The 23,703-nt window shown below is 70.2% G+C and carries 22 protein-coding genes and 2 pseudogenes; 12 read left to right on the top strand and 12 right to left on the bottom strand.

Annotated elements, in window-relative coordinates:
* The first annotated feature begins 62 nt into the window (after nucleotides 1-62).
* The 4 genes from ACFWP2_RS09245 to ACFWP2_RS09230 all read left to right on the top strand — a co-directional run bounded on the left by ACFWP2_RS09245 (nucleotide 63) and on the right by ACFWP2_RS09230 (nucleotide 3,973).
* On the top strand, nucleotides 63-761 hold the full coding sequence (locus tag ACFWP2_RS09245) for a nucleotidyltransferase domain-containing protein (RefSeq protein WP_380449634.1): 699 nt from the start codon (nucleotides 63-65) through the stop codon (nucleotides 759-761).
* Nucleotides 762-1,154: 393 nt separating this feature from the next.
* Entirely contained in the window at nucleotides 1,155-1,928 is a 774-nt protein-coding gene (locus ACFWP2_RS09240) for a glycosyltransferase family 2 protein (protein ID WP_380449926.1), read from the top strand.
* 531 nt (nucleotides 1,929-2,459) lie between these two features.
* Nucleotides 2,460-3,701, top strand: coding sequence for a methyltransferase, FxLD system (gene fxlM, locus ACFWP2_RS09235; RefSeq protein WP_380449633.1), 1,242 nt, complete (start codon nucleotides 2,460-2,462; stop codon nucleotides 3,699-3,701).
* Between the two features lie 5 nt (nucleotides 3,702-3,706).
* Complete coding sequence (locus ACFWP2_RS09230; protein WP_380449632.1) at nucleotides 3,707-3,973, top strand: hypothetical protein; 267 nt, start codon at nucleotides 3,707-3,709, stop codon at nucleotides 3,971-3,973.
* Between the two features lie 258 nt (nucleotides 3,974-4,231).
* Here the strand turns inward: ACFWP2_RS09230 and ACFWP2_RS09225 are convergent, their stop codons facing one another.
* A complete protein-coding gene (locus tag ACFWP2_RS09225) occupies nucleotides 4,232-4,660 on the bottom strand; it encodes a hypothetical protein (RefSeq protein WP_380449631.1) in 429 nt (142 codons plus the stop codon).
* Nucleotides 4,651-4,926 carry a hypothetical protein gene (locus tag ACFWP2_RS09220; protein WP_380449942.1) on the bottom strand — a complete coding sequence of 92 codons (276 nt, stop codon included), beginning with the start codon at nucleotides 4,924-4,926 and terminating at the stop codon, nucleotides 4,651-4,653. The genes ACFWP2_RS09225 and ACFWP2_RS09220 overlap by 10 nt, the downstream gene beginning before the upstream one ends.
* Between ACFWP2_RS09220 and ACFWP2_RS09215 the strand changes: the two are divergent.
* Nucleotides 4,922-5,334: pseudogene (locus ACFWP2_RS09215) on the top strand (hypothetical protein); the annotation flags it as partial. The gene ACFWP2_RS09220 and the pseudogene ACFWP2_RS09215 sit on opposite strands and share 5 nt — an antisense overlap.
* A 150-nt stretch (nucleotides 5,335-5,484) precedes the next feature.
* On the opposite strand, the gene ACFWP2_RS09210 reads toward ACFWP2_RS09215, so the two are convergent.
* From ACFWP2_RS09210 to ACFWP2_RS09190, 5 genes are all read right to left on the bottom strand, one after another.
* Nucleotides 5,485-5,949, bottom strand: a complete 465-nt coding sequence (locus tag ACFWP2_RS09210; protein ID WP_380449630.1) for an AbfB domain-containing protein — start codon at nucleotides 5,947-5,949, stop codon at nucleotides 5,485-5,487.
* 475 nt (nucleotides 5,950-6,424) lie between these two features.
* A complete protein-coding gene (locus tag ACFWP2_RS09205; RefSeq protein ID WP_380449629.1) occupies nucleotides 6,425-6,802 on the bottom strand; it encodes a hypothetical protein in 378 nt (125 codons plus the stop codon).
* On the bottom strand, nucleotides 6,799-7,509 hold the full coding sequence (locus ACFWP2_RS09200) for a serine hydrolase (RefSeq protein ID WP_380449628.1): 711 nt from the start codon (nucleotides 7,507-7,509) through the stop codon (nucleotides 6,799-6,801). Before ACFWP2_RS09200 ends, ACFWP2_RS09205 begins: the two co-directional genes overlap by 4 nt.
* A 333-nt stretch (nucleotides 7,510-7,842) precedes the next feature.
* The gene (locus tag ACFWP2_RS09195) at nucleotides 7,843-8,793 is read right to left on the bottom strand and encodes a hypothetical protein (RefSeq protein WP_380449627.1); all 951 of its coding nucleotides are present in this window, start codon (nucleotides 8,791-8,793) and stop codon (nucleotides 7,843-7,845) included.
* Nucleotides 8,790-9,311, bottom strand: a complete 522-nt coding sequence (locus ACFWP2_RS09190; RefSeq protein WP_380449925.1) for a SigE family RNA polymerase sigma factor — start codon at nucleotides 9,309-9,311, stop codon at nucleotides 8,790-8,792. The genes ACFWP2_RS09195 and ACFWP2_RS09190 overlap by 4 nt, the downstream gene beginning before the upstream one ends.
* 132 nt (nucleotides 9,312-9,443) lie before the next feature.
* Between ACFWP2_RS09190 and ACFWP2_RS09185 the strand changes: the two genes are divergently transcribed.
* Entirely contained in the window at nucleotides 9,444-9,914 is a 471-nt protein-coding gene (locus ACFWP2_RS09185) for a hypothetical protein (protein ID WP_380449626.1), read from the top strand.
* A 70-nt stretch (nucleotides 9,915-9,984) separates the two neighbouring features.
* Here ACFWP2_RS09185 and ACFWP2_RS09180 read toward each other — a convergent pair whose 3' ends face one another.
* Nucleotides 9,985-11,508, bottom strand: a complete 1,524-nt coding sequence (locus tag ACFWP2_RS09180; protein WP_380449625.1) for a GIY-YIG nuclease family protein — start codon at nucleotides 11,506-11,508, stop codon at nucleotides 9,985-9,987.
* Nucleotides 11,509-11,911: 403 nt separating this feature from the next.
* On the opposite strand from ACFWP2_RS09180, the gene ACFWP2_RS09175 reads away from it, so the two are divergent.
* The 3 genes from ACFWP2_RS09175 (at nucleotide 11,912) to ACFWP2_RS09165 (ending at nucleotide 15,016) form a co-directional block, all read left to right on the top strand.
* Entirely contained in the window at nucleotides 11,912-13,546 is a 1,635-nt protein-coding gene (locus ACFWP2_RS09175) for a hypothetical protein (protein ID WP_380449624.1), read from the top strand.
* A 569-nt stretch (nucleotides 13,547-14,115) separates the two neighbouring features.
* Nucleotides 14,116-14,634, top strand: a complete 519-nt coding sequence (locus tag ACFWP2_RS09170; RefSeq protein ID WP_380449623.1) for an Imm50 family immunity protein — start codon at nucleotides 14,116-14,118, stop codon at nucleotides 14,632-14,634.
* Nucleotides 14,621-15,016, top strand: coding sequence for an Imm50 family immunity protein (locus tag ACFWP2_RS09165; RefSeq protein WP_380449622.1), 396 nt, complete (start codon nucleotides 14,621-14,623; stop codon nucleotides 15,014-15,016). Before ACFWP2_RS09170 ends, ACFWP2_RS09165 begins: the two co-directional genes overlap by 14 nt.
* Before the next feature lie 48 nt (nucleotides 15,017-15,064).
* Here ACFWP2_RS09165 and ACFWP2_RS09160 read toward each other — a convergent pair.
* Both ACFWP2_RS09160 and ACFWP2_RS09155 read right to left on the bottom strand, forming a co-directional pair.
* A pseudogene (locus ACFWP2_RS09160) lies at nucleotides 15,065-15,262 on the bottom strand (AAA family ATPase); the annotation flags it as partial.
* A 27-nt stretch (nucleotides 15,263-15,289) separates the two neighbouring features.
* The gene (locus tag ACFWP2_RS09155; protein WP_380449621.1) at nucleotides 15,290-15,628 is read right to left on the bottom strand and encodes a CU044_2847 family protein; all 339 of its coding nucleotides are present in this window, start codon (nucleotides 15,626-15,628) and stop codon (nucleotides 15,290-15,292) included.
* Nucleotides 15,629-15,734: 106 nt separating this feature from the next.
* On the opposite strand from ACFWP2_RS09155, the gene ACFWP2_RS09150 reads away from it, so the two are divergent.
* Complete coding sequence (locus ACFWP2_RS09150) at nucleotides 15,735-19,415, top strand: trypsin-like peptidase domain-containing protein (protein WP_380449620.1); 3,681 nt, start codon at nucleotides 15,735-15,737, stop codon at nucleotides 19,413-19,415.
* Between the two features lie 184 nt (nucleotides 19,416-19,599).
* Here the strand turns inward: ACFWP2_RS09150 and ACFWP2_RS09145 are convergent, their stop codons facing one another.
* Together ACFWP2_RS09145 and ACFWP2_RS09140 are read right to left on the bottom strand one after the other, a co-directional pair.
* Nucleotides 19,600-20,007 (bottom strand): hypothetical protein, encoded by a 408-nt coding sequence (locus ACFWP2_RS09145; RefSeq protein ID WP_380449619.1) that lies wholly within the window; start codon nucleotides 20,005-20,007, stop codon nucleotides 19,600-19,602.
* Nucleotides 20,008-20,180: 173 nt separating this feature from the next.
* Complete coding sequence (locus tag ACFWP2_RS09140; RefSeq protein ID WP_380449618.1) at nucleotides 20,181-22,100, bottom strand: DUF4157 domain-containing protein; 1,920 nt, start codon at nucleotides 22,098-22,100, stop codon at nucleotides 20,181-20,183.
* Nucleotides 22,101-22,399: 299 nt separating this feature from the next.
* Between ACFWP2_RS09140 and ACFWP2_RS09135 the strand changes: the two genes are divergently transcribed.
* Together ACFWP2_RS09135 and ACFWP2_RS09130 are read left to right on the top strand one after the other, a co-directional pair.
* Complete coding sequence (locus tag ACFWP2_RS09135) at nucleotides 22,400-23,269, top strand: nuclease (RefSeq protein ID WP_380449617.1); 870 nt, start codon at nucleotides 22,400-22,402, stop codon at nucleotides 23,267-23,269.
* A gap of 17 nt (nucleotides 23,270-23,286) precedes the next feature.
* Nucleotides 23,287-23,694: a sugar dehydrogenase complex small subunit gene (locus ACFWP2_RS09130; RefSeq protein ID WP_380449616.1), complete on the top strand. Its 408-nt coding sequence runs from the start codon at nucleotides 23,287-23,289 to the stop codon at nucleotides 23,692-23,694.
* The last annotated feature ends 9 nt before the right edge of the window (nucleotides 23,695-23,703 follow it).

The following is a 23,703-nucleotide window of genomic DNA, read 5'->3' as shown; positions in this document are numbered from 1 at the left end:
ACCCGCGCGGTACGGCGCACCCGCCCTCCTGCGTGACCGACGCCGGCACGTACGCTGCGATCATGGATGACCCCGTGCTCACCGCCCGCGACCTGGTGCGGGACCGATTTCCCGCCGCCCGGGCGGCCTTCCTCGCCGGCAGCATGCTGACCGACCGCCGGACGCCCACGTCCGATCTGGACATCGTGGTCCTCTTGGACGGACCGCCCGCCCCCAGCCGGGAAAGCCTGGTGCATCGCGGCTGGCCGGTGGAGCTGTTCGTGCAAACGGAGGCCGTCTGGCACAGCTTCGCCGACCAGGAGACCGCGAAGCGTAATTCGCCGCTGCTCGCCATGTGTGCTGACGGCATGCTCCTGGTCGACACGGATGGGCTGGGCGCTTCGCTCCAGGACGAGGCGCGAAGGCGTTGGGCTGCGGGCCCGCCTCCGCTCACGGACCGAGAGCGTGACTACCAGCGGTATATTCTGACCGACTTGCTTGATGATCTGCGCGGCTGCACGGACCCCGCAGAGCGGGTGTACCTGGTCTCGCACATGCTGCAGCGTGCCTCGGAGCTGGCCCTCCTGGCCGGCGGGCACTGGCTCGGCGGCGGCAAGTGGTTGTCGCGACGGCTGGCTGCGGCCCACCCCGGGGTGCACCGCGCGCTGTCCGAAGCCGCCCCGCAGGCGATCGCCGGGGATGCGAAGGCCTTCGCCGCGGTCGTGGCGGACGTGCCGGACCTGGCCGGCGGCCCGCTGTGGGACGGGTACGCCATCCGATGAGTCAGTGGGGGCGCGCTCACAGATCGACCGTGGACCTCGGACTCGCCCAGCGTCCAGGCGCGGGACTCGACGTAGGACAGGTCGGGCACACCGTCCCGCAGAGGAGTCGGCACGGTGATCGCCGCGATGGCGAAGCCCGCCAACGCGCCGGCGTCGTCGGTCGCGCAATAGGCCCCGGAGTCCAGCACCGGGCGCAGCCGTGAGGAGGTCACGTCCTCCACGTAGGACTCACTGGCGGTGAGCTGCTTGATACGGTGCTGGTCCACGTCTGACGTCGTAACCGACGACACGGTGGCCCACCTCGGCGGCGCGCACGGCGAGTGGCAGCCCCGCGTGGCCCTGACCGGCGACATCAACATCCATGACGACTCCAACCCGGGTAAGGAGCACGCCGTGCCCCTGGTTTCTGTGGTGATGCCGGTACACAACTCGGCCGCCACTCTCGGCGCGTCGGTGCGCTCCGTGCTCGCGCAGACCCACGCGGACGTGGAGCTGCTGGTCACCGACGACTCATCCACCGACGGCTCCATGGACCTGCTGCGGGACCTGGCCCGCCAGGACGAGCGGGTGCGCCCGCAGGCGGCGCGCGAGCAGGGCGGCGCGGCCAAGGCCCGCAACCTCGCTCTGGAACGGGCGCGGGGGGAGTATCTGGCGTTCCTGGACAGCGACGACATGTGGCTGCCCGGCAAGGTGGAGCGGCAGCTCGCATTCGCCGCCGGGGGTGATACTCCACTGACGTTCACCTCGTATTACAAGGTCGCCGGCGACCACACGGGCGAGGCCGCCGACTTCGTCCCGAACGGTCGGGTGGTCGTGGCACGGGAGCGGGTGACGTACCGCGACATGCTGGTGCAGGACCACATCGGGACCCTCACCGCCATGTACGACCGGACGGTGCTGGGCACGCGGCTGATGCCGGGCATGCCGAAGCGGCAGGACTACGCTCTATGGCTGTCGATCATGAGGGACGGGCATGACGCCCGCGGCCTGAAGGAACCGCTGGCGGTCTACAGGGCCGGCCGGGTGGGGTCGCTGTCCTCGAACAAGCTGGCGCTGGTGGAGCACAACTGGCGGCTGTACCGGAAGCACGAGCACCTGTCGGTCCCGCGGTCGACGCTGGCGCTGTCCGGGGCGGTGTGGCACTCGGTGCGGAAGGCGCGGATCTAGCATCCGATCACGAGCTCCGGGCGATCGACGTCGCCGTTCGGGCCCCGCCCCGTCGCCTGTGCCGCGTGCTCGGCGGCTGGACCAGGGGCGGGATTCGGTGGGTCAGCGGTGCCGTCGGCCTGCTACGCGGCCGAACCGAGGAGGGCGCCCGGCGCGCAGGAACAACGGGAGGAGCGGCCGCCTGCCGGCGGCGGCGATGGCCTCCTGGCCATGCACGATGCCGCTGGTTCACGATGAGGTTGTCCCCGGGCTGGAGCATGAAGGAGACCTGTCCCCGGACCAGCCATCCGCTGAGTCGACGCCTTTGAGAAGGCCGACCAGGACCTCGTCCGCGCGTCCCACGACGGCCGCCTCACCCGCGGGCTGCGCGCCGTCCTCGTCCACCTGATGATCTTCCACGCCAACCGCGCCGGCGTACCTGTCGAGCACCAATCCGCCAGCACCGCACGCGCATTGGACACCGTCCTCTACTCCGGTGAGGGCCCCACGTCCTCGCAGCCCATCATCCGCACAACCACTAGGGTCGCCCATGTGACTACTCTCAGCAACGGCGCGTCCACCTCCGCCGAGCGGCTGCGTAACAACCTCACCGACCGTCTGCTCGCTCAGGGCGCCATCCACACCGATGCGGTCGAGACCGCCTTCCGCACCGTCGCCCGCGAGCACTTCCTGCCCGGCGTCCCCCTGGAGGCCGCCTACGCGGACAACCCCACCTACACCAAAGCCGACGGTTCCGGCACCCGGATCAGCGCCGCCTCCCAGCCCGCCATCGTCGCCCTGATGCTGGAGCAGCTCGCCGCCCGACCCGGCGAGCGCGTCTTCGAGGCCGGGGCGGGGACCGGCGTCAACGCCGCCTACCTGGCCACCATCGTCGGCCCCGACGGGCACGTCGTCGCCGTCGACGTGGACGACGACCTCGTCGACGGCGCCCGCAAGCACCTCGCGGACGCCGGGATCGTCAACGTCGACGTGGTCCTCGGCGACGGCGCCCTCGGCCACCCCCACGCCGCCCCGTTCGACCGGGTGATCGCCACGGTGAGCACCAGCGAGATGCCCACCGCCTGGCTCCACCAGGTCAAGCCCAGCGGGCGGATCGTCCTGCCACTGCGCCTGCGCGGCACCGCCAGCCGGGTCATCGCCTTCGAGCGCGGCGAGAGCGGCTGGGTGTCGCTCGACGACCAGCTCGCCGTCTTCATGCCGCTGCGTGGCAGTATGGGCGACGCCCGCCGCACCGTCGCCCTCACCCACCACGGCGACGTCACTCTCCAGGTCCACAAGGACCAGGCCGACGTGGTCGACGCCGACCTGCTGCTCGGCGTCCTCGACACCGAGCGCCACGGCGTCTGGACCGGCGTCACCATCCCGGCCGGCACCACCTACGAGTACCAGGACCTCTACCTCGCCCTGCGCCTCCCGAACTCCCTGATGCGCATGAGCGTCACCGGCACCGCCCGCGAACGCGGCATCGCCCCCATGTTCGGCTGGGGCGCCATGGCCACCGTCCACGCCGACTCCCTCGCCTACCTCACCCTTCGCCCCGGGGAACCCGACGCCGACGGCCGCAAGACCTACGAGACCGGCGTCATCGGCCACGGCCTGGCCGGCGCCACCCTCGCCGACCTCGTCGCCGAGGAGATCCGCGCCTGGAGCACGGGCTTCCGCGACCGACCCCTGCGCTTCGAACTCCCCGACACCCCCGCCACCGCGGACCCGAACGCCGGCCGCTTCGTCCTGGACCGCCCCCGCCACCCGATCACCGTCATCTGGGAGTGACCCCCGTGCACCCGACCGGACCGATCGCCCAGCGCTTCCCGCCGGTCGCCCGCACCCGGCCCGCGTGCCTGCCCCTCGACGCCCGTGTCGGCCGGCTCACCGAGCTGGCCGACACGGCCTCCCGACAGCACGACCCGGACCTCGCCTCCACCGTCTTCAACCAGGCAGCCCTCCTCACCTCCAGCCTCGGCCTCCCCAACTACGCCCGCCAGCTCCGCCACCGCCACGCCGCCCTCCACCTCACGCGCGGCCCGCTCCGCCGCTGGCGATGAAGGCGAAGTCCAGGCCGCCCGCTTCCCGGCTCTCAGCTCCGCGGCTCGTAACTTCCTGTCTCGGCCGTCCTGGATTCCTGGCTGACCGCGCGGGCGCAATCCCCGCGAGCGCGGGGCCGACATGTTCCACTGAACCTGGCTGTTGGAACTGGCGGAGCTATCCCCGTGTGCGCGGAGCTGACGTCCCAGAGGCGATCTCGCCCAGCTGCGCCCCGGCACGCTGGCTCTGAACCTTCGACAGCATCGTACGGGCTGTTGTCAGGCATGGGTGTAGGGGACGGGTTCGCCAGTGACGGCGTCGGTCAGTGACCGGGGTCGAAGTGGCTGACGCAGCACGACCTTAAGCTCGGCGATGCCGCCGTCCTCGCACCCGACGTCCGGACCCGACGCGTCACGGCGCCTGAGCAGCAGTACGACCTGCTTGTCCGTCTCCCGCACCACCAGGTCAGGTTTGTAATCACAGCCGCTCCAGGCAACCTCCATCGTGATCGTACGATCGTCCGCCGCCACGACCGTGTTCCGCGTGGACGGGTCGGCGAGCGCGATACGACGCAGAACCGAAGCGTCCCGCCGCTTGTACGGCAACGGATAATCGGATCCGCCCTCCCCCGCGGAACACCCTGACACCACGACCGCGATCACCCCCACCACGACCGCCCAACGCCTGCCGCACACCATCAAGTCCACGACCCCGCCCTCCCCTTGTCGCGGACCAGGGTAGGCCTGCCCGACGGTGGCACCGCACACGGTGTCAGCACCTGGCACGCCCGCAGCAACACCACCGCCCACCGCGTCAGGGCGAGCGGGCGCAGGGTGGAGAGGTCCGCGTGGCCGTCCTCGGTACGGGCCTCCAGCCGGGCGCCCAGCGGCCACTGCTCGGCGACGACCGTGATGGCGCGGATGCGCCGGCGCAGCAGCCGACTCCGGCCACCGACCGACGCGCGTCGGCTCACGGCCGCCAGCGTGCAGGAACTCCGCCGCCGGCTCCCGACTGCTGATTCGAGCCGCCACCGACCACCCCACGATCACCAAGGCCTGGGTCGACGGCGGCTACCGCCGATACCCCATCGAACACGCCGGCCACCCTCGGCATCGACACGGAGATCGTCCACCGCGACCCCACGGCCACGGGAGGTTCGCCGCTGCCCCGGCGCTGGTGCGTCGAGCGGACCTTCGGCTGGCTGATGCTCCACCGCCGCCTCGTCCGCAGCTACGAAGCCCTCCCTGCCCGCTCCGAAGCAATGATCCACCTCGTGATGATCGACAACATGACCCGCCGCCCTGCCGGCGAATCAACGCCAACCTGGCGAGGAAACCTGAAGCCGGACATCACGAAACCCACGAGATCAAACTCCCTCTGAGGAGTGCAACGTCCGCGCCGAAAAACAACGAAGTGGCCACTGGCCTGCGCTTTAACGTCACCGGCACTACCCCGGCATCGTGCTCGCGCGGCATGCCAGGTGGGCGACAGTGGGCGGCATGAGCGACCGCCTACGAAACTGCGCTCCGGTTCACCCAATGTGGCCCGAGTGTTCATTGACCCAGAACGACGCGTCCAGCCGGAACAATTCTGAGCCATCGTACCTGTTGAGCCAGATCTCGAAGTTCGAGTGGCGCAGGAAGTGGTCAGGGAGGTTGTACGCACGGAAGGAGACACCGGCCTTGTCGACTTGCGCGTACGCCAGCGCGGGGGTCAGCTCAAAGGTGGCGTCCTGCGCGAACTGGTCGTCGCCGGGGCTGTACTGCTGCAGCTTCAGCCGCAAGTCCTGGTGGCGCAGGTAGTAGTTGGGGAAGTTGGTCGACTGGATGGAGAACAGCCGCCCGTCAGCCAGCCCCGGGCCAATGACGAAGTCTCCGTCGGCAAAGTCGTATCCCGGATTGGGATCGAGGTAGGCGAGGAAGTCCCGATGGCGGATGGTGCGGTCCGGAAAGTTGGCAGATTGGATGGTTGAGAGCCATTCAGTGGGAAGCGGCATGGCTGTCGCCCTCTACGCTTGTCATGACGAGGCGACGAGGCTGCCCGGGTCGGCCGAATTCCTTATGGGAGAATTCGTCCAGCTGGCGAGAACCGGCCTCGATGTCTTTTCGCGTCTGATGATCAGAGGTTTGGCAGAGCGTGTCCCAGACAGTACCCGGGCAATGCCCTTCAACCGCCACGCTCGCACCAGGGTCAGCCGATCGCAACCGGGCCGGGCAGGTACAGGCCACGGCCGATGCCGTTGCCACGGATCACATCCGCGCCTAACCGTCGTTTTCACCTCGTCCTCGGCGCCGTCCGTCTCGTCCGTGGAGGCGGCAGCGCCGTTCGGCGGGGGCAGTGCCTGTGCTCGGCAACGGGCGCCGGTGATCGTGCGACGCCCGAACCCGTTCGGGGCTCGGGCCAGGACCGCTGGATTCCACGGTGCCGCCGACGGCCGATGGCAGCGCGCCAGAACTGCCGCCGTGATCGTCTCACTTCCGGTTGCCGCTGGAACGCGGATCCACGGGTGCCTTGACACCGGTACGAGACGTCCGCGGATGCCGAGGCCGCAGGGTGGCTGCGACGGCCGGCGGCAGCACCGCCAGGTAGCCGGAGGTGATCAGCTGGGCCACCGCTGGGTGTGGGCCGAGCGGCGCCGCGCCAGGGCAGCCGGTCTCCTCGGCGGCCGCCGCCGACAACTCGGGGTCGGCCTCGGGGCCGATCACCAGAGGCGCCAGGGCGGGTCGCTGAGAGCCGGCGGACTTCAGCTGGCTGACGGCCGCGGCCACCGAGCCGGGGACGTCCAGCGCGGCCGCGACGACCGGCACCGCGAGCCGAGCCGCCAGCAGGAAGCCGGTGAGCGTTTTCAAGGCGTACTCAGCAGTGCCTCAACCGCGGTCGCCGCGGCCTGCTCGATGAGTGCGATGCCGGCCTCCCGCGTGGGCTGACCGTCGGTGAGGACGACGACGAGCAACGCGTGTCCCGCGCGTTGGACGATGCCGACGCTGTTGACGACCCATAGCTGAGGTGTCCCGCCCGGGAGCCAGCCGTTCTTCAGTACGGGGAGGTCGCCGGGTGCTCCCGCGGCGCCGATGCCCCAGTTCTGTCCGTCGGTGATGGCGCTCATGAGGGCCCGCACGTACGACCGGGATTCGGCGTTCAAGGGGGAGTCCTGCGTGAACACGGCCTTCAGGAGGGAGATTTGGTCACGGGCCGTGGTCCGGGTCAGTCCCCAGGGTCCCCTTTGGCCGGCGTGTGCCGGGGTGAGTCCGAGTCGGGCGTTGGCCGCGTCCAGACCTTGGCGTCTGCCGATGTCGATCCAGAGTTTCTGCGCCGCGTCGTTGTCGCTGGCGCGGATCATGTCGGAGGCCAGCTGCCGCTGAGCAGAGCTGAGTTGACCTCCGCGGTCCTGCGTCTGCAGCAGCAGGGCGGCCAGAATGTCGACTTTGATGATGCTCGCGGAGGTGAAGGTCTCGGTGGTCGAACCGTAGGTGGCCGAGCGGCCCGACGTGAGGTCCTCGACGGCGAGAGCGTACCGGCCGTGGTGTGCCCCGAGCCCGTCGAGCGCGAGGCGCACGGCCTGCTCCGGCGTTGTCGTACCCGCGACGGCAAGCTCTTGCCCGGCAAGCGTGCCTGGCGCGGACGGCACTGACGGAGTTGACGTCGACACTGGGTCAGGAGGGGCGCCCTCGGCCGGACCCGAGGCCGGGATCAGAACGTGGGCCACCATGGCGGCGCCCATGAGCACGGGTATGACGAAGGCTGTCCGATGCTTCATCCGGGCACTCGCTTTCCGATGTCCGGGCGCGCGGACATCGCCTATGGGCGGGTAAGGGCATGCAGGTGTTCCGGACGCGCCGCTGTGCGCGCTCGGTCCGGCGTCGTCCGCCTCAGCGGCGGCTGGTGCGGCTCACCTGCCGCAGGATCTGGCGATCTTCGCGTTCTCGTCGATCTCGATCGGGAAGTCGTGCGGGCCGCCGAGGTTCACGGTCCATCCGTGGGTGAGAGTTCCGGACGAGGGGTTGTCGGCGAGCCAGAAGGACGGGGTGGTGAAGGAGCAGGTGCCGGCGGTCGGGCCCTGGCCCCGGTCGGATCGAAGGTCTTCGGTCACGAACTGTTTCCCGAGCGTGGCCATTGCCGTGGAGTCACCGGACTTGGTGGCCGCCACCAGCCCGCCGTAGAAGCCGGAAACCGTGGGGTCGCCCCCCTTGCTGCCTCCGGCGACCGTTGTGCAGGTCAGGTCGGTCACCTTCCCCGTGGCCCCGTCGAAGTCCAGGGAAGGGGTCTGGTCGAGCCGTTCAATCCCCTGGTACAGCAGGACCTCACCCGACGCCAGCACGCCGTCGACCAAGGCACCGCAGGTCACACCGCGGGAGTCGGTTCCCCAGATCCGTTGGTACGTGGACTCGTTGGCGAACAATGCTGCCACCGCTGCCGGATCCACCTCGGAGCGGGTGGCCGGATTCTGGTAGCGCAGGGCAGAGAGGAACAGGGTGTTCGTCGTCCGGGCCGGGTCGGCCGAGGGAGCCGGTGTCGACACCGGTGCCGAAGCCGGTGCCGAAGCCGGTGCCGACGCCGTGGGCGAGGACCGCTCGATGAGCGGGGGTGAAGGCGGCATGGCGGTACTCGACGCGGTCGATGCCTGTACGGGTACCGAGGCACGGTCGTGATCCGCTTGAGAGACGAAGCCGGCGCCCAGGGCCACGATCACCACGGCCGCGGCCGCACCTGTCCGCAGGCGCCGGCGGCGCTGCCGTACCGACCCGATGAGGCCATCGACGTCGTAGCTGGGCGACGGTTCCTGCCGTGAACGGTCGCGCATGGCCGCGGCCAGCTCCTCCTCCAGGTCGTAGTCCTTCATGCCGCCCCTCCCGAACGGGCGTGCAGTGCCTGTGCATCGACGGTCGACCGGAGTTTCGACAGGCCCCGGGCCACCTGGGATCGGACCGAGCTGGCAGAGATGTTCATCAAGTGGCCGATCTCCGCGTCGTCGAGATCTTCGAAGTACCGCAGTACCAGGACGGTGCGCATGCCGACGGGCAGGGACTGCAGCTCGCGCATCAACTCGTCGCGGACCACGAGACCTTTGTACGGATCGACGCACCCGCCCCCTATGCCGTCGTCCAGGGGCACTTCCGCACGTCCCCGTAGTTTGCGCCAGCGGTCGTTGGCGAGATTCACCAGGATCCGGCGTGCGTAGGCCTCCGGTGCGTCGGCAGAGCGAATCCGGCGCCAGTGCCGACAGACCTGCTCCAGCGTTGACTGCACCAGATCGTCGGCCACATGACGCTCGCCGGTGAGCAGCAGTGCGGTCCTGAAGAGGGCCGACGACCGTGCATGCACGAATGCCGTGAACGCCGGGATGTCAGCAGTTCGCATGGTCACCCGGCTCGTGACTCTTGAGCATCTTCGCCTCTCCCGAAGCCCCCTTGGCTCCCCCGCCCAACCTGACGGAGCCCGACTCGCGACTGCTGCACGCGATCTCCGGTCGTGACGCAAGCGTTATCTCGGATGCGGGGCCTCGGTGACCCGGTCGGCGATCCGGCCGACGTCCTGCGCGGCCCGAGCGGCGAGGGCAAGCTCACCGGAAGCAGCGGCGCGTTCAAGGCGGCGCTGAAGCGCGGTGTCCGCCGCAACTGGTGGATCGCCGACCAGGTCTCCCCCGTCCTCGCCGAGGGCCCCGGCTTCGGGAAGGTCGCCGGCTACCGCATCCGCACCGAAGCCCTTCCCGCGTTCCAGGCCACCGTCACCACCCACCAGCAGGGTGAGCTCGCCAGCCAGAAGGACCGCCTCGCCGAAGCGATCAGCACCGAAGGCGGGGAGTGGGACGCGCAGCGTTCCGTCGCCGCGCTTCACGAGATCGGCCACGCCGTTGACGAGAAGCGGGCCCGGCAGATCCTGCGCGACCTGGTATCGGACGGCATCCTTCAGCGCGTCGACACCGATCGAGCCGTCTACCGCCCCGCCGATCAGGGGCAGTAGGCCGGTGGGCGGGAGCCGCGAGGGCGGTGCCGATCGCGGCGCCGCCCTTCGCCGTGGCAGCCGCTCGGTCTCAGAAGAGCGGGAGTTGACCGCGACCGGCCCTGCGGGCCGACGGCCGCCGCCCGGGGGTGGAAGAGCCTGAACGGGTGCTCCAGCGATCGGGCCGCAGGATGGTCCGGCCCGGTACCGGGGTCACCGTCCCGGCGAGGTCGGCGATGTTGGTCTCGACGATCGCGGCGAGCGCGGTGGGTGTGACGAGGTCCGCGTCGAAGGTCTCGGTCCAGCCGTTCGGCATGATGTCCCGGCTGAGGTAGGGGCCGTGGCCGGCATCGCGCAGGTGCTGGAGGGCGGCTTGCTCGACGGCGTGAGCCTCGACGCCGGTGGCGAAATGCCAGTCCTGGACGAGGACCCAGCCGGATCGGCGGTGGTGGGCGACCCGCTCGTTGCGGCCGGCGGTGCCGCCGATCCCGACTTTGACCGCGTTGTGCCGGTGGTTCCGCATGACGTACACGAGAGCGGGGGCGGTGAGGTCGAAACCGTGGCTGGCGCAGAATCGGCAGCCCCCGCCCGTGCGGATCTTCATGAGCGTCGGCGTCACCTCGTTGCCGCAGGTGGTGCAGCGGCACCGCCACGGGGTCATCGAGGTGACGTACCGTTCCAGGGGCTCCAGTCCGGCGGCGCGCATGTCCGCTGCCGCGACCTCGGGGTCGGTCTTCCTGGCCTCGGCCGCTCTCCTGTCAGCACAGCGCCGACACCCTCCCTGACCTGCCAGGATGCCGCCGAGGGATGGTGCGGTCTCACGGCCGCAGCCGGTACAGCGGCAGCGCCACGCCTGCTGGCGGCGACCGGAGTAGGGCTCCAGCGGCTCCAGGCCGGCGGCCCGCATGAGGGCCTCGGCCTCGTCCGCCGGCCAGCGGCGACGCCCGCCCGGTGCGGGCGGACAGTACGGGCACGCCCGCAGCCCCCGGCGCAGGTTGTGCACCCGGATCTCGACGTCCCGGCCGCACACGGTGTGGCGGCAGCGCCAGCTCCCGGCGGGGCCCGGGTAGGGCTCCAGCGGTGTCAGCCCGAATCCTTGGAGCTCGACGGCGGCCTGGTCGCCGTCGGTGCGGGGCAGTTCCCGGCGGCGGGCCCACGCCTGGCTGATACCGACCCCGGCTTTCTTGCGGGAGCAGGGCCGGCACCCGCCCTGGCCCTGCTTGATGGACCCGTGGGTCGGCGTCACGGTGGTGCCGCAGGTCGCACACCGACACGGCCACGGCGTGTCGGTGCCCGGGTAGGGCGCCAGGGGCTCCAGCCCTGCCGTCCGCATCAGGGCGGCGGCGTCCTCGGGGCGGACCGGAGCATTGGGCGCGCACCACCGGCAGATCCCGACTCCGCGCTTCACGTTGGAGTACCGGGCCTTCACCTCCCGCCCGCACGCCTCGTGCCGACAGCGCCAGTGGCTCATCGACCCCGGATACGGCTCCAACGGCTCCAGCCCGGCCGCCCGCATCAACGCCTCCGCGTCCTGCGGGGGAATCGGCGCCTTGCCGGCGCAGTACCGGCAGCCGCCCTGCCGACCGGAGGAGATGACGCCCAGCCGCGGCGTCACCTCCTTCCCGCATACCTCGTGGCGACACCGCCACGGGGCGCCCGAGCCGGGGTAGGGCGCCAACGGCTCGAACCCCGCCGCGCGCATGATCACGACCGGATCGCGCGGGTCCTTTCGCGGACGTCCCCTCGCCATCCTGACCTCCCATCAGTACATCGGCCCCCGGCGGGAGACTCTCATCCGCCACTGACACTGGGGATCGCGCGCTGCCCTACCGGTCGGGGCCGCCCAACACCTTCGAACGGGGTGGTGCCGCGGGCGGAGCTGCCCCGTGCGACGCAGCCCCGCGCCACCCGGGTAAACGTTTCGCGCCTCGCACACCTGCCCCGCCGCCCGTGCCAGCATTGTCCGCATTGCGGCGGCTTCGTCCGCACGGCGGTCCTCTAGGCAAGCGGCGGTTCGCATGATCGACCTGTACACGATCGGCTCCCAGCACCCGGGCACCGATCCCACCTGGACCACCATCGACATCCAGGGCACGGTGAACAACCAGCCCATCGCCCCGGCGCGGCAGTTGGCGGGGCTGACATACAAACCGGCGACGCGGCTCTACTACACCGTCGCGCCGACCAATCCCGAGGGCCCGCTCCTGTGCAGCATCAGCACGGCCGGAGCGCTGGAGGTCCTGGGCCCGACCGGCCAGAACATGACCGGCGGGATCGCCTACCACGGCGCGGACGACTGCTTCTACGCGCTGTCGAACGTCAACGGAACCGTCAAGCTCTACCGCATCACCATGAGCGGCCAGGCCAGCGAACTGTTCACGATCGCCCTCGGCGTCGCCGTCGGCCTGACCTACGTGCAGGCGAGCGACACCTTCTACGCGCTGATCACGCAGGACAACTTCACCTGGTTCTACTCCATCAAGACGAGCAGCACCGTGACCAAACTCTTCGGCGCCGGGTTGCGCGTGTTCGGCGGGCTGTGCCACTCACCGTCGGAGAACCTCTTCTACTTCGTGGCGAACGAGGAGGACGGCTTCTCCTACCTGTGGACGCTCTCGCTCAGCGGCAGCGTCGTGAAGCGGATGGGCCTCGGGTACAACGTCAACCACGCCGGCATCAGCATGTCCCCGTGGTTCGGCGGGTCCATGAACATCAAGAGCCCGCTCGAAGGAGAGCGCTTCGTCAGCGGCGAAACCACCTCACTCGACGCGAACATCCTCAACACGACCGGGCCGTCCTGGAACAGCGACGGCATCGCCTGGCAGTCGAGCATCGACGGCACGCTCGGCACGGGCTCGCCGACCGTCACGCTGTCACCCGGCACACATGTGATCACCGCCTTGAAGGAGCGCCTCAAGCAGAGCGTCACCGTACGCGTGTTCGCCGACCTGGGGGCGCTGTACCAGGCACCACCCTCGCCGTCGGAGATCGGCCGCGTGCTCGGAGACTTCACGTTCTCCTGGGTGGACGGCACCGCCGGCGACCCGACCCAGCAGTGGGCCTCGTATCCCGGTTTCCCCTTCGACCAGACCTCCCCGAACCCGTCCCGCACCGCCGTCATCGCCAAACTCGACGTCCTGCGCCACCAGCGGTTCTCCCAGCCGCTGCCCTACGGGACGGCCACGACCGCCTACGAGCAGGTGCGGCTGAACACGCACACGGTCCGGGTCTCGCTGGACACCCCGCTCAACATGGCGGGCGGCGGAGTGATCAACCTCAATCGCACGTTCACCACGTGGTGGAACAACCCGGCGACGCCAACCGTGGCCGCCCCGTATGTCCACTCGCTCTACCTGTTCAACCACGAGAGCCGGCACAACGAGCCGGGCGACCCCGGCCACGCCACGTGCACCGCGTGGACGGGCGCCCCCGCCGTCGACAGCGGCATGGACGCGACGTTCGAACCCGGCAGCGGCTACGCCCGCGCGACGCTCTACGTCATGTGGGTCTACAAGTACGCGCGTTACGATCCCCCGGCGATCCGCACGGAGGCGAAGAACATCGCGGCGCAGTTCAAGGACCGATTCTGCGCGCATCCCACAAGCTCGAACCCCCTCGTGCAGGCGCTGCTCGCCGAGCTGTGGAACGCGTGAGCCGTCCTGGCTTGCCTCTGTCGGGAATCTTGGTTGATCGGGCTCAAGTGCCAAGGGTTCGCCAGGACTTCGGCCGAGGACGTCGTTCTCGTCCGGGAAGGTCCGGAAAGCGGTCGGCGGTCGGCGGTCGCGCTGACGGGGCTTCGCCAGTGACTGGCCATGCTTTCGGCGGGATGTGTGGAGCCAGTCAGGCGGCGGTTTCGGGAACCGCTCTGCTCCATCCGAGACGGGGATGACCTGCAGCGCAGGTTCATGATCGGCGGCGGTCCGCTCGCCGCCCGGGACGGGCCGGTAGCGGACGCCGGCATGGCGCTCAGGCGTTGGGCGACGGCGTCGCGGCTGAGGCGCCGTCCGGCCGCGCTCGTTCGGCCAGGAGCCCGGCAGGTTCTGGCCAGGGCGGTCGAGCGGGGCGGTGCGCTGTTCGCGTCCCTGGACCGGACGGGCGGTATCCTCCCAGCTCAAGTGCACTTCGGTGATCTCCGACTGCCGCCTGGGGCAAGGAGTCGCCGGTCTTGTCGATCTCTCCTGTCTCGCCGGGCACGAAGCACCCGGAGCGAAGGGTCCCACCCATGTCAGCCGACACATGGCCGCAGTTCTTGGTCCACTCCGAGCGGTTCACCGCGCTCTACACCGAGTTGCCGGCTTTGGAGTGCCTGGTTCTCAGATCGGTGCACCTCAGTCCGTACGGCCCTGCTGTGACGTTGCGGGTCGAGCTCCCCCGCTTTCCCGACCTCGCCCCGCCGGACTGGACCGAAGCAGGGTGTGACCGGTTCGAGGCCCAGATCGAGTTCTTCGCGGTGGGCGAGGACCTGCGGATGCGAGGTGTCCCCGACAGTACCGTGGTCGACATCCGGTTCGGTCCCCCTGTCCAGACCCGCGAGCGCCGGATCAGGATCGCGGTGAGCGGTCCGGAGTTCTCGTTGGACTTCACCGCGCACGCTTTGAAGGTGGGCCGTCTCAACGCCTATCGCTCCGGCGACGCGGACCCTTACACCGCCCGGCGATGGTTCGCGAGTTCCCTTGACCAGCGCCTGCACCAGGGGATGCTGCCTCCCACGACTGCGAAGGTGTTCTATGAGCGAGCGTGACTGGTCTGCCGAGGTGGCCAACCCCGAGGCGATCCGCGAAGTCCTCGGCACACCCCCACCACCCCTGGTGGACTACCACCTGGACTCCGTCCACATCGACGAGCGCGAAGCGTCCGTCACCTTGGGATTCTCCGCCTTCGCCGTCCCGGTCGGTGCCGCCGACCTGTGGCGGGCTCGCGGCCACAACGCAGTCGAGTTCGTCCTGGTCTGCGTCGGCGTGAGGAACTTCGAGGTGGACGCCTGGTCCGGCTGGCCCACGACCGTCGCCGGCCTCAGCGGAAGAACGGTTGTGCTCGCCGGCCGGGACAAGCGCGTGTCCTTCGAGACCGACGAAATCCGCGCCCAGTCCCCAGTCGGACGCCTCCGGAGTCGAGCACAGTGATCTCACCCGACAGCCGAAGACGAACTGGCGTGTCGGAGACGTCGTGGTCCGCCACCGGGCGATGTTCTCCGCCCGGATGCCCGCCTCGGCGGCGAGCAGGTCGGGCTGCACCTGGCCGCCGGCCAGGCCGAGGACGGGGATCCGATGGGCGTCCGCGACCTCCCGCACCAGGCGCATGATCGTGGTCTTGCCGGTGCCGGTCAGGGTGCGCGCCCACTCGGTGAACGAGCCGACGCGCTCGGACACGGGTGTCACACGGTTCTGTCCGCTCCTCTAGGCCTCCGCCCCGTCCCCCGAAGAGTTCCCGGTCCACTTCAACCGCACCTGGAAGGTCGCCTTTGACTCGCCATCGGCCAGGACGGCGAGCAGGCGGGAGGACTTGATGCCCAGCTCCAGGCCGAACTCGATCTCCACCTCGTCCGGCCGGGCGGCGCGCACCGCATCGTGCAGCTCGGAGCTGAGCCGGCGGACAGCGCCTGCGACCGCGGTGAACGACATCGCCTGGCGCAGACCGACGTCGGTGGGGCCCGCCTCGGAGCCGTCCGCGGTGCGGGCCAGGACCAGGATTGTGGTGCCGTCACCGAGGTCAACCTCGTAGGCTCCGGGTTCCATTTGACTCCCTCTGCTCTGATGAAATCACATTCTTTGCAAGTGAGTTGAGATACTGTCAGTCGATCCATAGGTACGCCAGATATGGACGGAAGGCGGTGGGGGCATCGTGTTGGATCCCGACACGGTCGACGGCGTGCTGATGCGCTGCCTGGTGCGGCTCACCGCCCCCGGGGCGCCAGGCGGGACCGGGTTCTTCGTCGCCCCGGGCCGGGTGCTGACCTGCGCCCATGTAGTGGCTGCCGCACAGTCCCCGGAGGTACGGGTCGCCCACCTCGACGGGGAGTTCACCGGCCGGATCGCGGCGCTCCACCCCCCGGAGCGGGGAAGCGGCGCGCTGTACCCTTTCCCCGACCTGGCGGTCATCGAGGTGGCGATACCCGGAGCGGAGTGCGTGCTGCTGGACCAGGAGCTCCCGGGCTTGGAGGACCGGCTGCACTGTCTGGGGTTCACCGGAATCTTCAGCGGGCAGCCGCCGACGGCCGAGCCGGCCACTTTCACCTTCGAGGGCACGCACGACACCGGGGACGGACAACTGCTCAAGCTGGGCGCCGGATCGCACGCCAGCCCCGGGATGAGCGGCGCACCCCTGATGAACCTGCGGACGCACCGGGTCTGCGGAGTGGTCAAGACGACACGCAGCGCCGCAAGCCCCTCCGGGGGCTGGGCCATTCCGGCCGGTGCGCTCAGCGCGGAACTGGCCGCCGCCAATGCGCGACACCACGCGCGGAGCGGCAACTGGGCCAGCCTCCTGCCCGCCCACGGGCCCGGCCGCTGGTCGAGCGCCACCGACCAAGCCCTACCTGCACGGCTACGCAGGTTGCTGGCCTCGGCCCCGGCCCACCTGACGGCCGTGGACGCGATGTTCCGCAGCCACGCGAACACCCCGTCTGTCCTCGGACGGTGCCGACGGCTCATGGACCTGGCCACCGCGATGGCCGCGCCGGAGGCGCTGCAGGGTCTCTCCGCCCGCGATGCGGTCGTCCTGACCGCCGTCGCGCTGGCTGTCGCCCGGTGCGAGGAGCTGCCGGTCGACGAGCTGGCTGCGGCCATCGCGGGTGACCGGCCCTTGCAAGCCACCTGGTCCACGTACGTGCACGCAGTCGAGTCCATGTCACCGCGTCTCTGGCAGGAACAGGCCGGATGCGAGCAGGAGCCCGACCCAAGGGCGCTGGAGGCCCTCGCCGCCGACCTCGGCGAGGCCGAGCAGCGCGCGGTCGAGCTCTTCTGCGAAGCGCACGGCCACCTGCTCGCCGCAGCGGCCGGCACCACCGGCACGGCGCCGCCGCTGCCGGACAACGAGCCCTTCGTAGGGTGCGGCGAGGTCGTCTCGGTCCTGCTGCGCACGCTCACGGACCCGCCCGACACCTTCGCCGAGCGCTGCATCGAACTGCTCGGCGGCGCACGGTTCGTGGCCGGCTGCCGAGTGCTCTACCTCGGCTCGCTGCTACGGGTGGCCCTGTGGATGCGCCCACTGATGGAGGTCTCGGCCGACGAGACCCTCACCCCCGTGCGAACCTCAAGCACGGCCGACCACTGGCAGCGCCGGCTGCAACGACAAGTCGACGACATCCGCCTGGAGAGCGAGGAAGGTGCGGAGGCGCTGCGCATCGTATGCTCCCCGGACAACCCTCGGCTGCTGGAGGGCCTGCGCACTGCGGTGATCGAGTTGCGCCAGGTTGTCAACCAGTGTTCGGCCGTACTGGCCCGCAACTACCCCGTCGGCCGCGAGGCGGTGTTCCGGCTGCGCTTCCCGGTCGTCAGGAGCAACATCGACGACTCCAGCCGCTACGTTCGCGAATCCGGCCTCGCCTTCGAACCCGAACTGGGACGGCTGACCCTCAACGCCTCCGGTGTACTGCCGTTGCTGGTCCGGCCGCTGTACGGCCATCGGCCGGAGGTCGGGGTTCGCGAGCTGCTGCAGAACGCCCTCGACGCGGTCTGGGCGCGCCAGGCGATCCAGGCGGGACGCGCCGGACCCAACGCAGAGCCTGTTGACCACCGGATCGTCATGGCCATCACCGACCGGTCCGGTCTGGGGACCGCTCTGCTGGACGACGGGAACACCCCGCCCGAGGACTGGGACCAGTGGATGGAGGTGCGCGACACCGGTGTCGGCATGACCGCCGAGGTCGTCCGCCAGAACTTCCTCACTGTGGGCGGCACGTGGGATCCCACCGCGGACCCCGCCGTGGCAGAGCTGCGGAACCGCCCGCGCCGACTGCGGATCGGACGCTTCGGGGTCGGCGTGATGGCCGCGTTCCTCCTCGGTTCGGAGATCCAGGTGATCACCCGGCATATGGCCGCCGCCGAGGACGAGGGCGTCTGCTTCCGCTTCGTCGAGCACGACGACACGACGGAGATCTACCGATGTCGGGCGCCCGTCGGTACCACCGTGCGAATTCGTCTGGACCAGCGGACCGCCGAGAACCTGCTGGAAGACCCGGACGCCTGGGACTGGTTCCGGAACACCGACCCACCGGTCGTGCGCGGGGTGGTCCGCAACGGCGCGTTCCTGCCGATCGCGAGCCAGCTCACCCGGCTCACCCCGGGCTCACACTGGCGCAGGCTCCGGCTCCCGCCCTACGGGGAGGTCCTCTGGACGCCGTCGCCGGAATCCTTCAAGTCCCACATCTTCCTGAACGGCGTGCGCGTCGTCTCGCTGCACCGGAACTTCGACAAGAACGTGATGGCGCCGATCGAGCAGCTCAAACAGCCCGTCATCGACATCGCGGACCAGAACTCCGCCGCCGCGATCCGGCTGACTCGTGACGGCTTCATCTCCTACCCGGACGATGTCTTCCAGGCCGTCCGCCGCGATGCGGTCGCCGACCACCTCGCCTGGCTGGCCCTGGTCGCAGAACAGGGGCGTGACGCACGGATCCCGTGGGAGTCACGGCTCTGGGAGGACGAGCAGTACCACTGGGGACAGGGGGACGGGGTGGTCAGGGCCGCGCCGTTCGTGGTCTGCGAGAGCGGCATAGTCCCACTGCACCCGGTCCTGCTGCACAGGGCCGGAATCACCGAGGTCGACCTGCTGCTCTCCCGGGGCGGCCTGACCGGAGCCGGCGAGGCCTCGGGCTCGGGAGAGGAACTCCGCACCACCCCGACCGAGCTGATGAAGGTGCTGCCGCTGCGTCCCGGCAGGGCGGTCGGGCTGCTCAAGGTGGACATGTTCGGAGGCTTCGGGTACCACCCGTTCGCTGCCGGGGCGTCGGAAGCCTTCCGCTACGCCTCCGCGGCCCTCAACGCCTCGGCCAGCGTCCAACTGGTCACCGCTGACCGGGGCGACGCCTACGGCCGGATGAACGATGGCGCGGAGGTGCGGCGCTGGGGTGACGTCCTGTTGCTCCGCGACTCGAGCCGGATATCGATCAGCTCCACCAGTGACAGGGAACGCAGACAGAAGGAGCGAGCGCTCCGCAAGCGCTACCAGCGCGCGTCCGAACAGCTGGAGGCCTACATCGCCGCTCTGGAGTCCAGAGGGCCGGACGGTGTCCGTGCCGTCTTCAAGCGAGTCCTGGCCACGCGCGGCTACGGTGTCCTGCACGCCTGGCTCGAAGCCCCCGAGAACCGGCCCGACGACGACCTGGCCGAGCTGTGGCAGGATTACCGCTTCCCGCCCGTCCTGCCGTTCGCCGCCCCGGAACGCCTTTTCGTCTCGCCGCGGGCTGCCGACCTGCGCATGCGGATGGAGCGTGTCGCGAGGGAGGAGTCGGGCGCCGCGCCTGACGGCCCGGTCCCGGGCGAGGCGATCAGCACCCCGAACTGGGGTAGATTCCGCAGGTGACGGCGGTGGGTGCGGTGGCCTCACCCACCGGGTCTGCGCCGCAGATCAGAAACGGTGCAGTTGGTCAAGCGGCTGGTGGTCGCCGCCCGCTGACGGCCGACTCGAACTCGGCACCTGTCTGCCGGGAACCCCGGGTGTGCCCTGTCCGGCCTGTCGGGCGGCCGGGCAGGACTGGTGCCCCGCATCACTTGGGGGCGGGGTAGGTGTAGGTGGCGGTTCCCTTGAACGTGGTGCCGTCGTCGAGCTTGCCGAGCTCGAACTCGAACGTGCCCCCCTTCAGACCGTCGAACGAGGCCCTACTGCCCTCCGCGCACTTGACGCGCTCGTGGCCGATGTCCGTGTTGGGCCCGTCGGTGTTGCGCAGCGTGATGGTCATGTCGGACTTGGTGTGGTTGCAACTCTTCACGGTGAGCGTGATCGTGCCGTTGCCGGTCTCGAACTCGGGGGCGATCCACAGGTGCTGGTACTCGAAGCTGACGGTGCGGCTGGCGGCGAAGGCCTGGGAGGTCTGGGTGGCGGCGAGGAGGGCGGTGCAGGCCGCTGCGAGCGCGATGCGGGCCAGGCGGCGGCTCCCGGAGCGGGTACGGGTCATGCGGGCCTCCCTGTCGGCATGGGCAGTTCGTAGACCTATCGTTCCGGAGGGGGCTCGGCTCGGGTATCGCACGGGCGAGTGGTCGTCGGCGTCCGGTGTTGACTGGGCGTTGGTGCGCTCAGCATGCCGTTGCGCAGGTGGTTGGCGGTCCTGTGTCGAGCCGGACGGACGGGTCAGACGGTCGCGGCCGGGGCGGGCTCGGTGGAACCGGCCTGCCGGTGCTCGTACCGCTCCTGGGCCAGTGCCTCCACCCGGTTGCGGAACGCCGACTCCGGCCCCATGCCCCACTCGTGCATCATCACCAGCAGCTGGTTGAGTACCGTGTCGTACTCGACGAGCGTGCTGCTGCCCTCCGGGATCCGGCTCGCCAGCTGCGAGAGCCGCTCGTAGTCGCCGTCGGCCGTCAGTTTGGCCCTGAAGTTGGCGACGTACGTCGAGAGCTTGTCGCCCTTGGCGTAGTTCAGCTTGTTCCTGATCAGCGCGGTGTGCGATTCCGGGATGGTGGTGCTCTCCCTGGCGAGCAGTGCTTCGAGTTCGCCGATCCGGGCCGTCCGGTGCTTGGCCAGGGCGATGGCGTCCGCCTCGCTCATGCTCAGCGGGAGCATCAGCATGACCGCCGAGTTCCCGTACGTCCGGTGCGTGGCGACGTGCGTGAGCTCGTGGACCAGCGACCCCGTGCACTCGACGGTCCCGTCCGGCTGGGTGAGCCCGTGCTTGACCGTGTAGGCCTGCCCCGCCGGCCCGCCGAGCTTGGCGCCGGCGCCACCGGCCTCGAAGTTGACCTGGTCCGTGCCGGTCAGCAGCTCGGTCAGGATCCGCTTCAGGGTGCCGTCCGTCAGCGTGTCGCGCAGCGCCTCGATCCGCGCCAGGTCCCGGCGGACGAGATAGGCCTTCTGCTCCGGGGTCAGTGCGTGGACCGCCCGGCTCATGAGGTCCTGGACCAGGGCGCTGAGAACTCCGAGGTCCTTGCCGTCCGGCGTCGCCGCGTGCCTCGCGAGCAGGTCGTTCGCCTCCATGAGGTGGACGAACCCGCCGGACTCGTCGTCGCGCCGCTGGTAGCGCTCCAGGCAGTCGTAGATGGGCCGCTCCAGCCGGGCCTGGCGCATGGCGGTCTCGACGGCGACGTCCAGGGCCATCCCGTTCTTCTCGGTGGCCGCCTCGTTCATGAGATCGAAGGTCGCGTCCTTGCGCGGGCCGTCCTTCAGCTCCCCCTGGGCGTTGAGGCACAGTTGAACGATCGTCTCCAGTTGCTGCGATCGGGCGGAGAACTGCTGTTCCGGGATCGCGTGGAACCGCTCCAGCGCCGTGTCCAGCTTCTTCAGCGCACTGGGACGGATGCTCTTCTTCACGGAGCTCCGCTGCTTGAAGGCCTCCACGCTCATCAGCCGGGCGATCGGCAGGGCCTCCGAGGGCCGGCTCCCCCGTTCGGGGGCCGGCAGCGCCGAGGCCGGCGCCACCGAGGCCGGCGCCACTGTGGCCATCCCGCTCCCCGCCATCACCCGCCGGGCATTGGCCTCGGCTTCGCGTTCGAAGCGGTCGGAGGGGTCGGACACCCGCAGGCCCCCGCCGTTGTCCGTGCCCGCGACCGGGCCCCGGCGCTGCTGGATGACGTGCGTCAACTCGTGGGCCAGGGTGTGCTTGTCGCCGCCACCGTCACCGATCACCACATGGTGGCCGCTGGTGTAGGCGCTGGCGCCGACCTCGGCGGCGGAGGCCTTGGCGGCGCTGTCGTCATGGATCCGGACGTCGGAGAAGTCGGCGCCGAAGCGGTTCTCCATCTCCGTGCGGGTCACACCGTCGAGCGGCCGACCGCCGGTCCGCAGGACCTCGGACACGGTCGAGCGCTGCACCGCGAACCCGGCCGACGCCCGCAGCGCGCGACCGGCGCCGTGCTCGTCGTGCAGCACCCCGCCCCGGAGCATCATCTGCACGACGGCGGCGTTCCCGACCGAGGCCTGGAGCGCGTGCAGGCTCCGCCCGGTTGCCGGCAGCTCCGCCGCCGGCCGCGTGGACACAGCCGGCCGCTTGGACACGGCCGTACGCTGCGCCGCCTGCCGTCCGGCCCGCTGGTCGTCGCGTTCCTGTGCTCGCACTGCCGCTCCTGACCCCGGGTGGCGACGACGTGGCCGGGGCGCCACGGTGGCCACCGCACACTCACGGCCCAGGATCCCACCCAGCTCGCCCGGCAAGGACGGCCGCGCCCCAAAGGGCAGCGAACTCTGCCCGAAGGCCCCTCACCCGCCGGGCCGCACCGCTTCCTCAGCCGCCGACTTCGGCCGGGGCGGATCGGCCGGGGCGCCGGCCGCCCGCCAACTCGCCGACGGGACACTTCCGTACTTTGCCGACGAATCACCTCACAATGGGTCACGACTCGACTACGAGAGGCGACATCATGCCGATGATCCTCATCAAGGGCAGCTACCTGATCAAGGGCTTCGAACCGGACGGCGACACCATCCGCTTCCTCCCCGACGACATCACCCTCTGGTCCAAGGTCCCCGGCGGGGTCAAGGTGAAGGACGGTGGCGCCAGCCTGCGGCTGGACGGGATCGACGCCCTGGAGACGCACTACCAGGGCGTCGGTCCCGAGTTCGCCCACCAGCCGCTCGACCTGGGCGCCCACGCCGCCCGGGATGTCCTGCTGGCCTGGCTGGGCTTCACCGACGTCCAGCGGGGAGGGGACGAGAAGGTCACCTCCGCCACCCCGGAGACCGTCTCCGGGTACATCCTCGCCAGCGGCGCCGACAAGTTCGGCCGCTGCGTCGCGCTGGTCGGCAGGGGCACGCCGGACCCGGACGCCGTGAGCGGAACGTCGGTCATGGTCACCGTCCCGATGCTGCACCAGACCGCCAACCACGAACTGCTGTCCCGCGGCCTGGTCTACCCGACGTTCTTCTCGAACCTGCCGCCGGAACTGCGCCTCGACATGGCCGCCACCGCCCGACAGGCACGGGCCGTGAAGGCGCCCGACAGCGTCTGGGCCAACGACGTCACCCACACCGGCGCCGTGATCGAGGACCTGGGCAGCCTCACCGACCAGCTGGTCATCCTGCCGAAGCTGTTCCGCAGCCTGGCCGACTACCTGCGGCTCTTCGGCCCTTCCCTCGACGGCTTCCCCGCCTTCCTGGCCGGCAAGGCCGACGAGTACTTCTTCTCCGACCCGAGGTTCACCACCATCGGCCTGCAGCACGTCGTCGACGTCATCGGCAACACCGTCAAGCTGCGCCCCGCCATCGAGGACATCGTCTTCGTCGAGAAGTGAACGGGAGGACGCCCACCATGACACCCGCTGCCGACTTCCGCGGCCTCTCCGAGCACCTCACCGGTACGGCCCCGCTCGATACCCGGCTCTCCGACGACTTCCAGCAACGCGTCCTCGCCGCCTACCCCGCCGATCTCCCGCGCCTGCTCACCGCCTGGACGACCGCGACGGGCGCGCCGGACCCGGGCAAGGCCCTCCAGGACGCCCTGGACGCCGACGCCGCGCTCGCGCTCACCGCGCGCGCCGTGATCACGGTCTGGTACACCGGGATGTTCCCCCACCCGGACGAGACGCCGGATCCCCCCGGAACCTCCGCGCAATGGCGCTCCGGCCTGATCTGGAGCGTGATCGAGGCCCACCCGGGCTCCGCCGCACCGCAGCCGCCCCAGCCCAGCGGATACGGCCACTGGACCCAGCACCCCTGAGCGAGCGAG

It is taken from the genome of Kitasatospora sp. NPDC058444, from assembly GCF_042721415.1.
In the GTDB taxonomy this organism is placed as follows: domain Bacteria; phylum Actinomycetota; class Actinomycetes; order Streptomycetales; family Streptomycetaceae; genus Kitasatospora.
The sequence above is the reverse complement of the archived record's forward strand: the minus strand, read 5'-3'. Positions and strand labels throughout refer to the sequence as shown.

What these genes read in the sequence shown, in the direction of transcription:
- ACFWP2_RS09175 (WP_380449624.1), top strand. Translation starts at nt 11,912, where the DNA reads ATGATCGACCTGTACACGATCGGCTCCCAGCACCCGGGCACCGATCCC.
- ACFWP2_RS09135 (WP_380449617.1), top strand. Translation starts at nt 22,400, where the DNA reads ATGCCGATGATCCTCATCAAGGGCAGCTACCTGATCAAGGGCTTCGAA.
- ACFWP2_RS09145 (WP_380449619.1), bottom strand. Translation starts at nt 20,007, where the DNA reads ATGACCCGTACCCGCTCCGGGAGCCGCCGCCTGGCCCGCATCGCGCTC.
- ACFWP2_RS09130 (WP_380449616.1), top strand. Translation starts at nt 23,287, where the DNA reads ATGACACCCGCTGCCGACTTCCGCGGCCTCTCCGAGCACCTCACCGGT.
- ACFWP2_RS09210 (WP_380449630.1), bottom strand. Translation starts at nt 5,949, where the DNA reads ATGCCGCTTCCCACTGAATGGCTCTCAACCATCCAATCTGCCAACTTT.
- ACFWP2_RS09165 (WP_380449622.1), top strand. Translation starts at nt 14,621, where the DNA reads ATGAGCGAGCGTGACTGGTCTGCCGAGGTGGCCAACCCCGAGGCGATC.
- ACFWP2_RS09185 (WP_380449626.1), top strand. Translation starts at nt 9,444, where the DNA reads ATGCGGGGCCTCGGTGACCCGGTCGGCGATCCGGCCGACGTCCTGCGC.
- ACFWP2_RS09245 (WP_380449634.1), top strand. Translation starts at nt 63, where the DNA reads ATGGATGACCCCGTGCTCACCGCCCGCGACCTGGTGCGGGACCGATTT.
- ACFWP2_RS09155 (WP_380449621.1), bottom strand. Translation starts at nt 15,628, where the DNA reads ATGGAACCCGGAGCCTACGAGGTTGACCTCGGTGACGGCACCACAATC.
- ACFWP2_RS09170 (WP_380449623.1), top strand. Translation starts at nt 14,116, where the DNA reads ATGTCAGCCGACACATGGCCGCAGTTCTTGGTCCACTCCGAGCGGTTC.
- ACFWP2_RS09195 (WP_380449627.1), bottom strand. Translation starts at nt 8,793, where the DNA reads ATGAAGGACTACGACCTGGAGGAGGAGCTGGCCGCGGCCATGCGCGAC.
- ACFWP2_RS09190 (WP_380449925.1), bottom strand. Translation starts at nt 9,311, where the DNA reads ATGCGAACTGCTGACATCCCGGCGTTCACGGCATTCGTGCATGCACGG.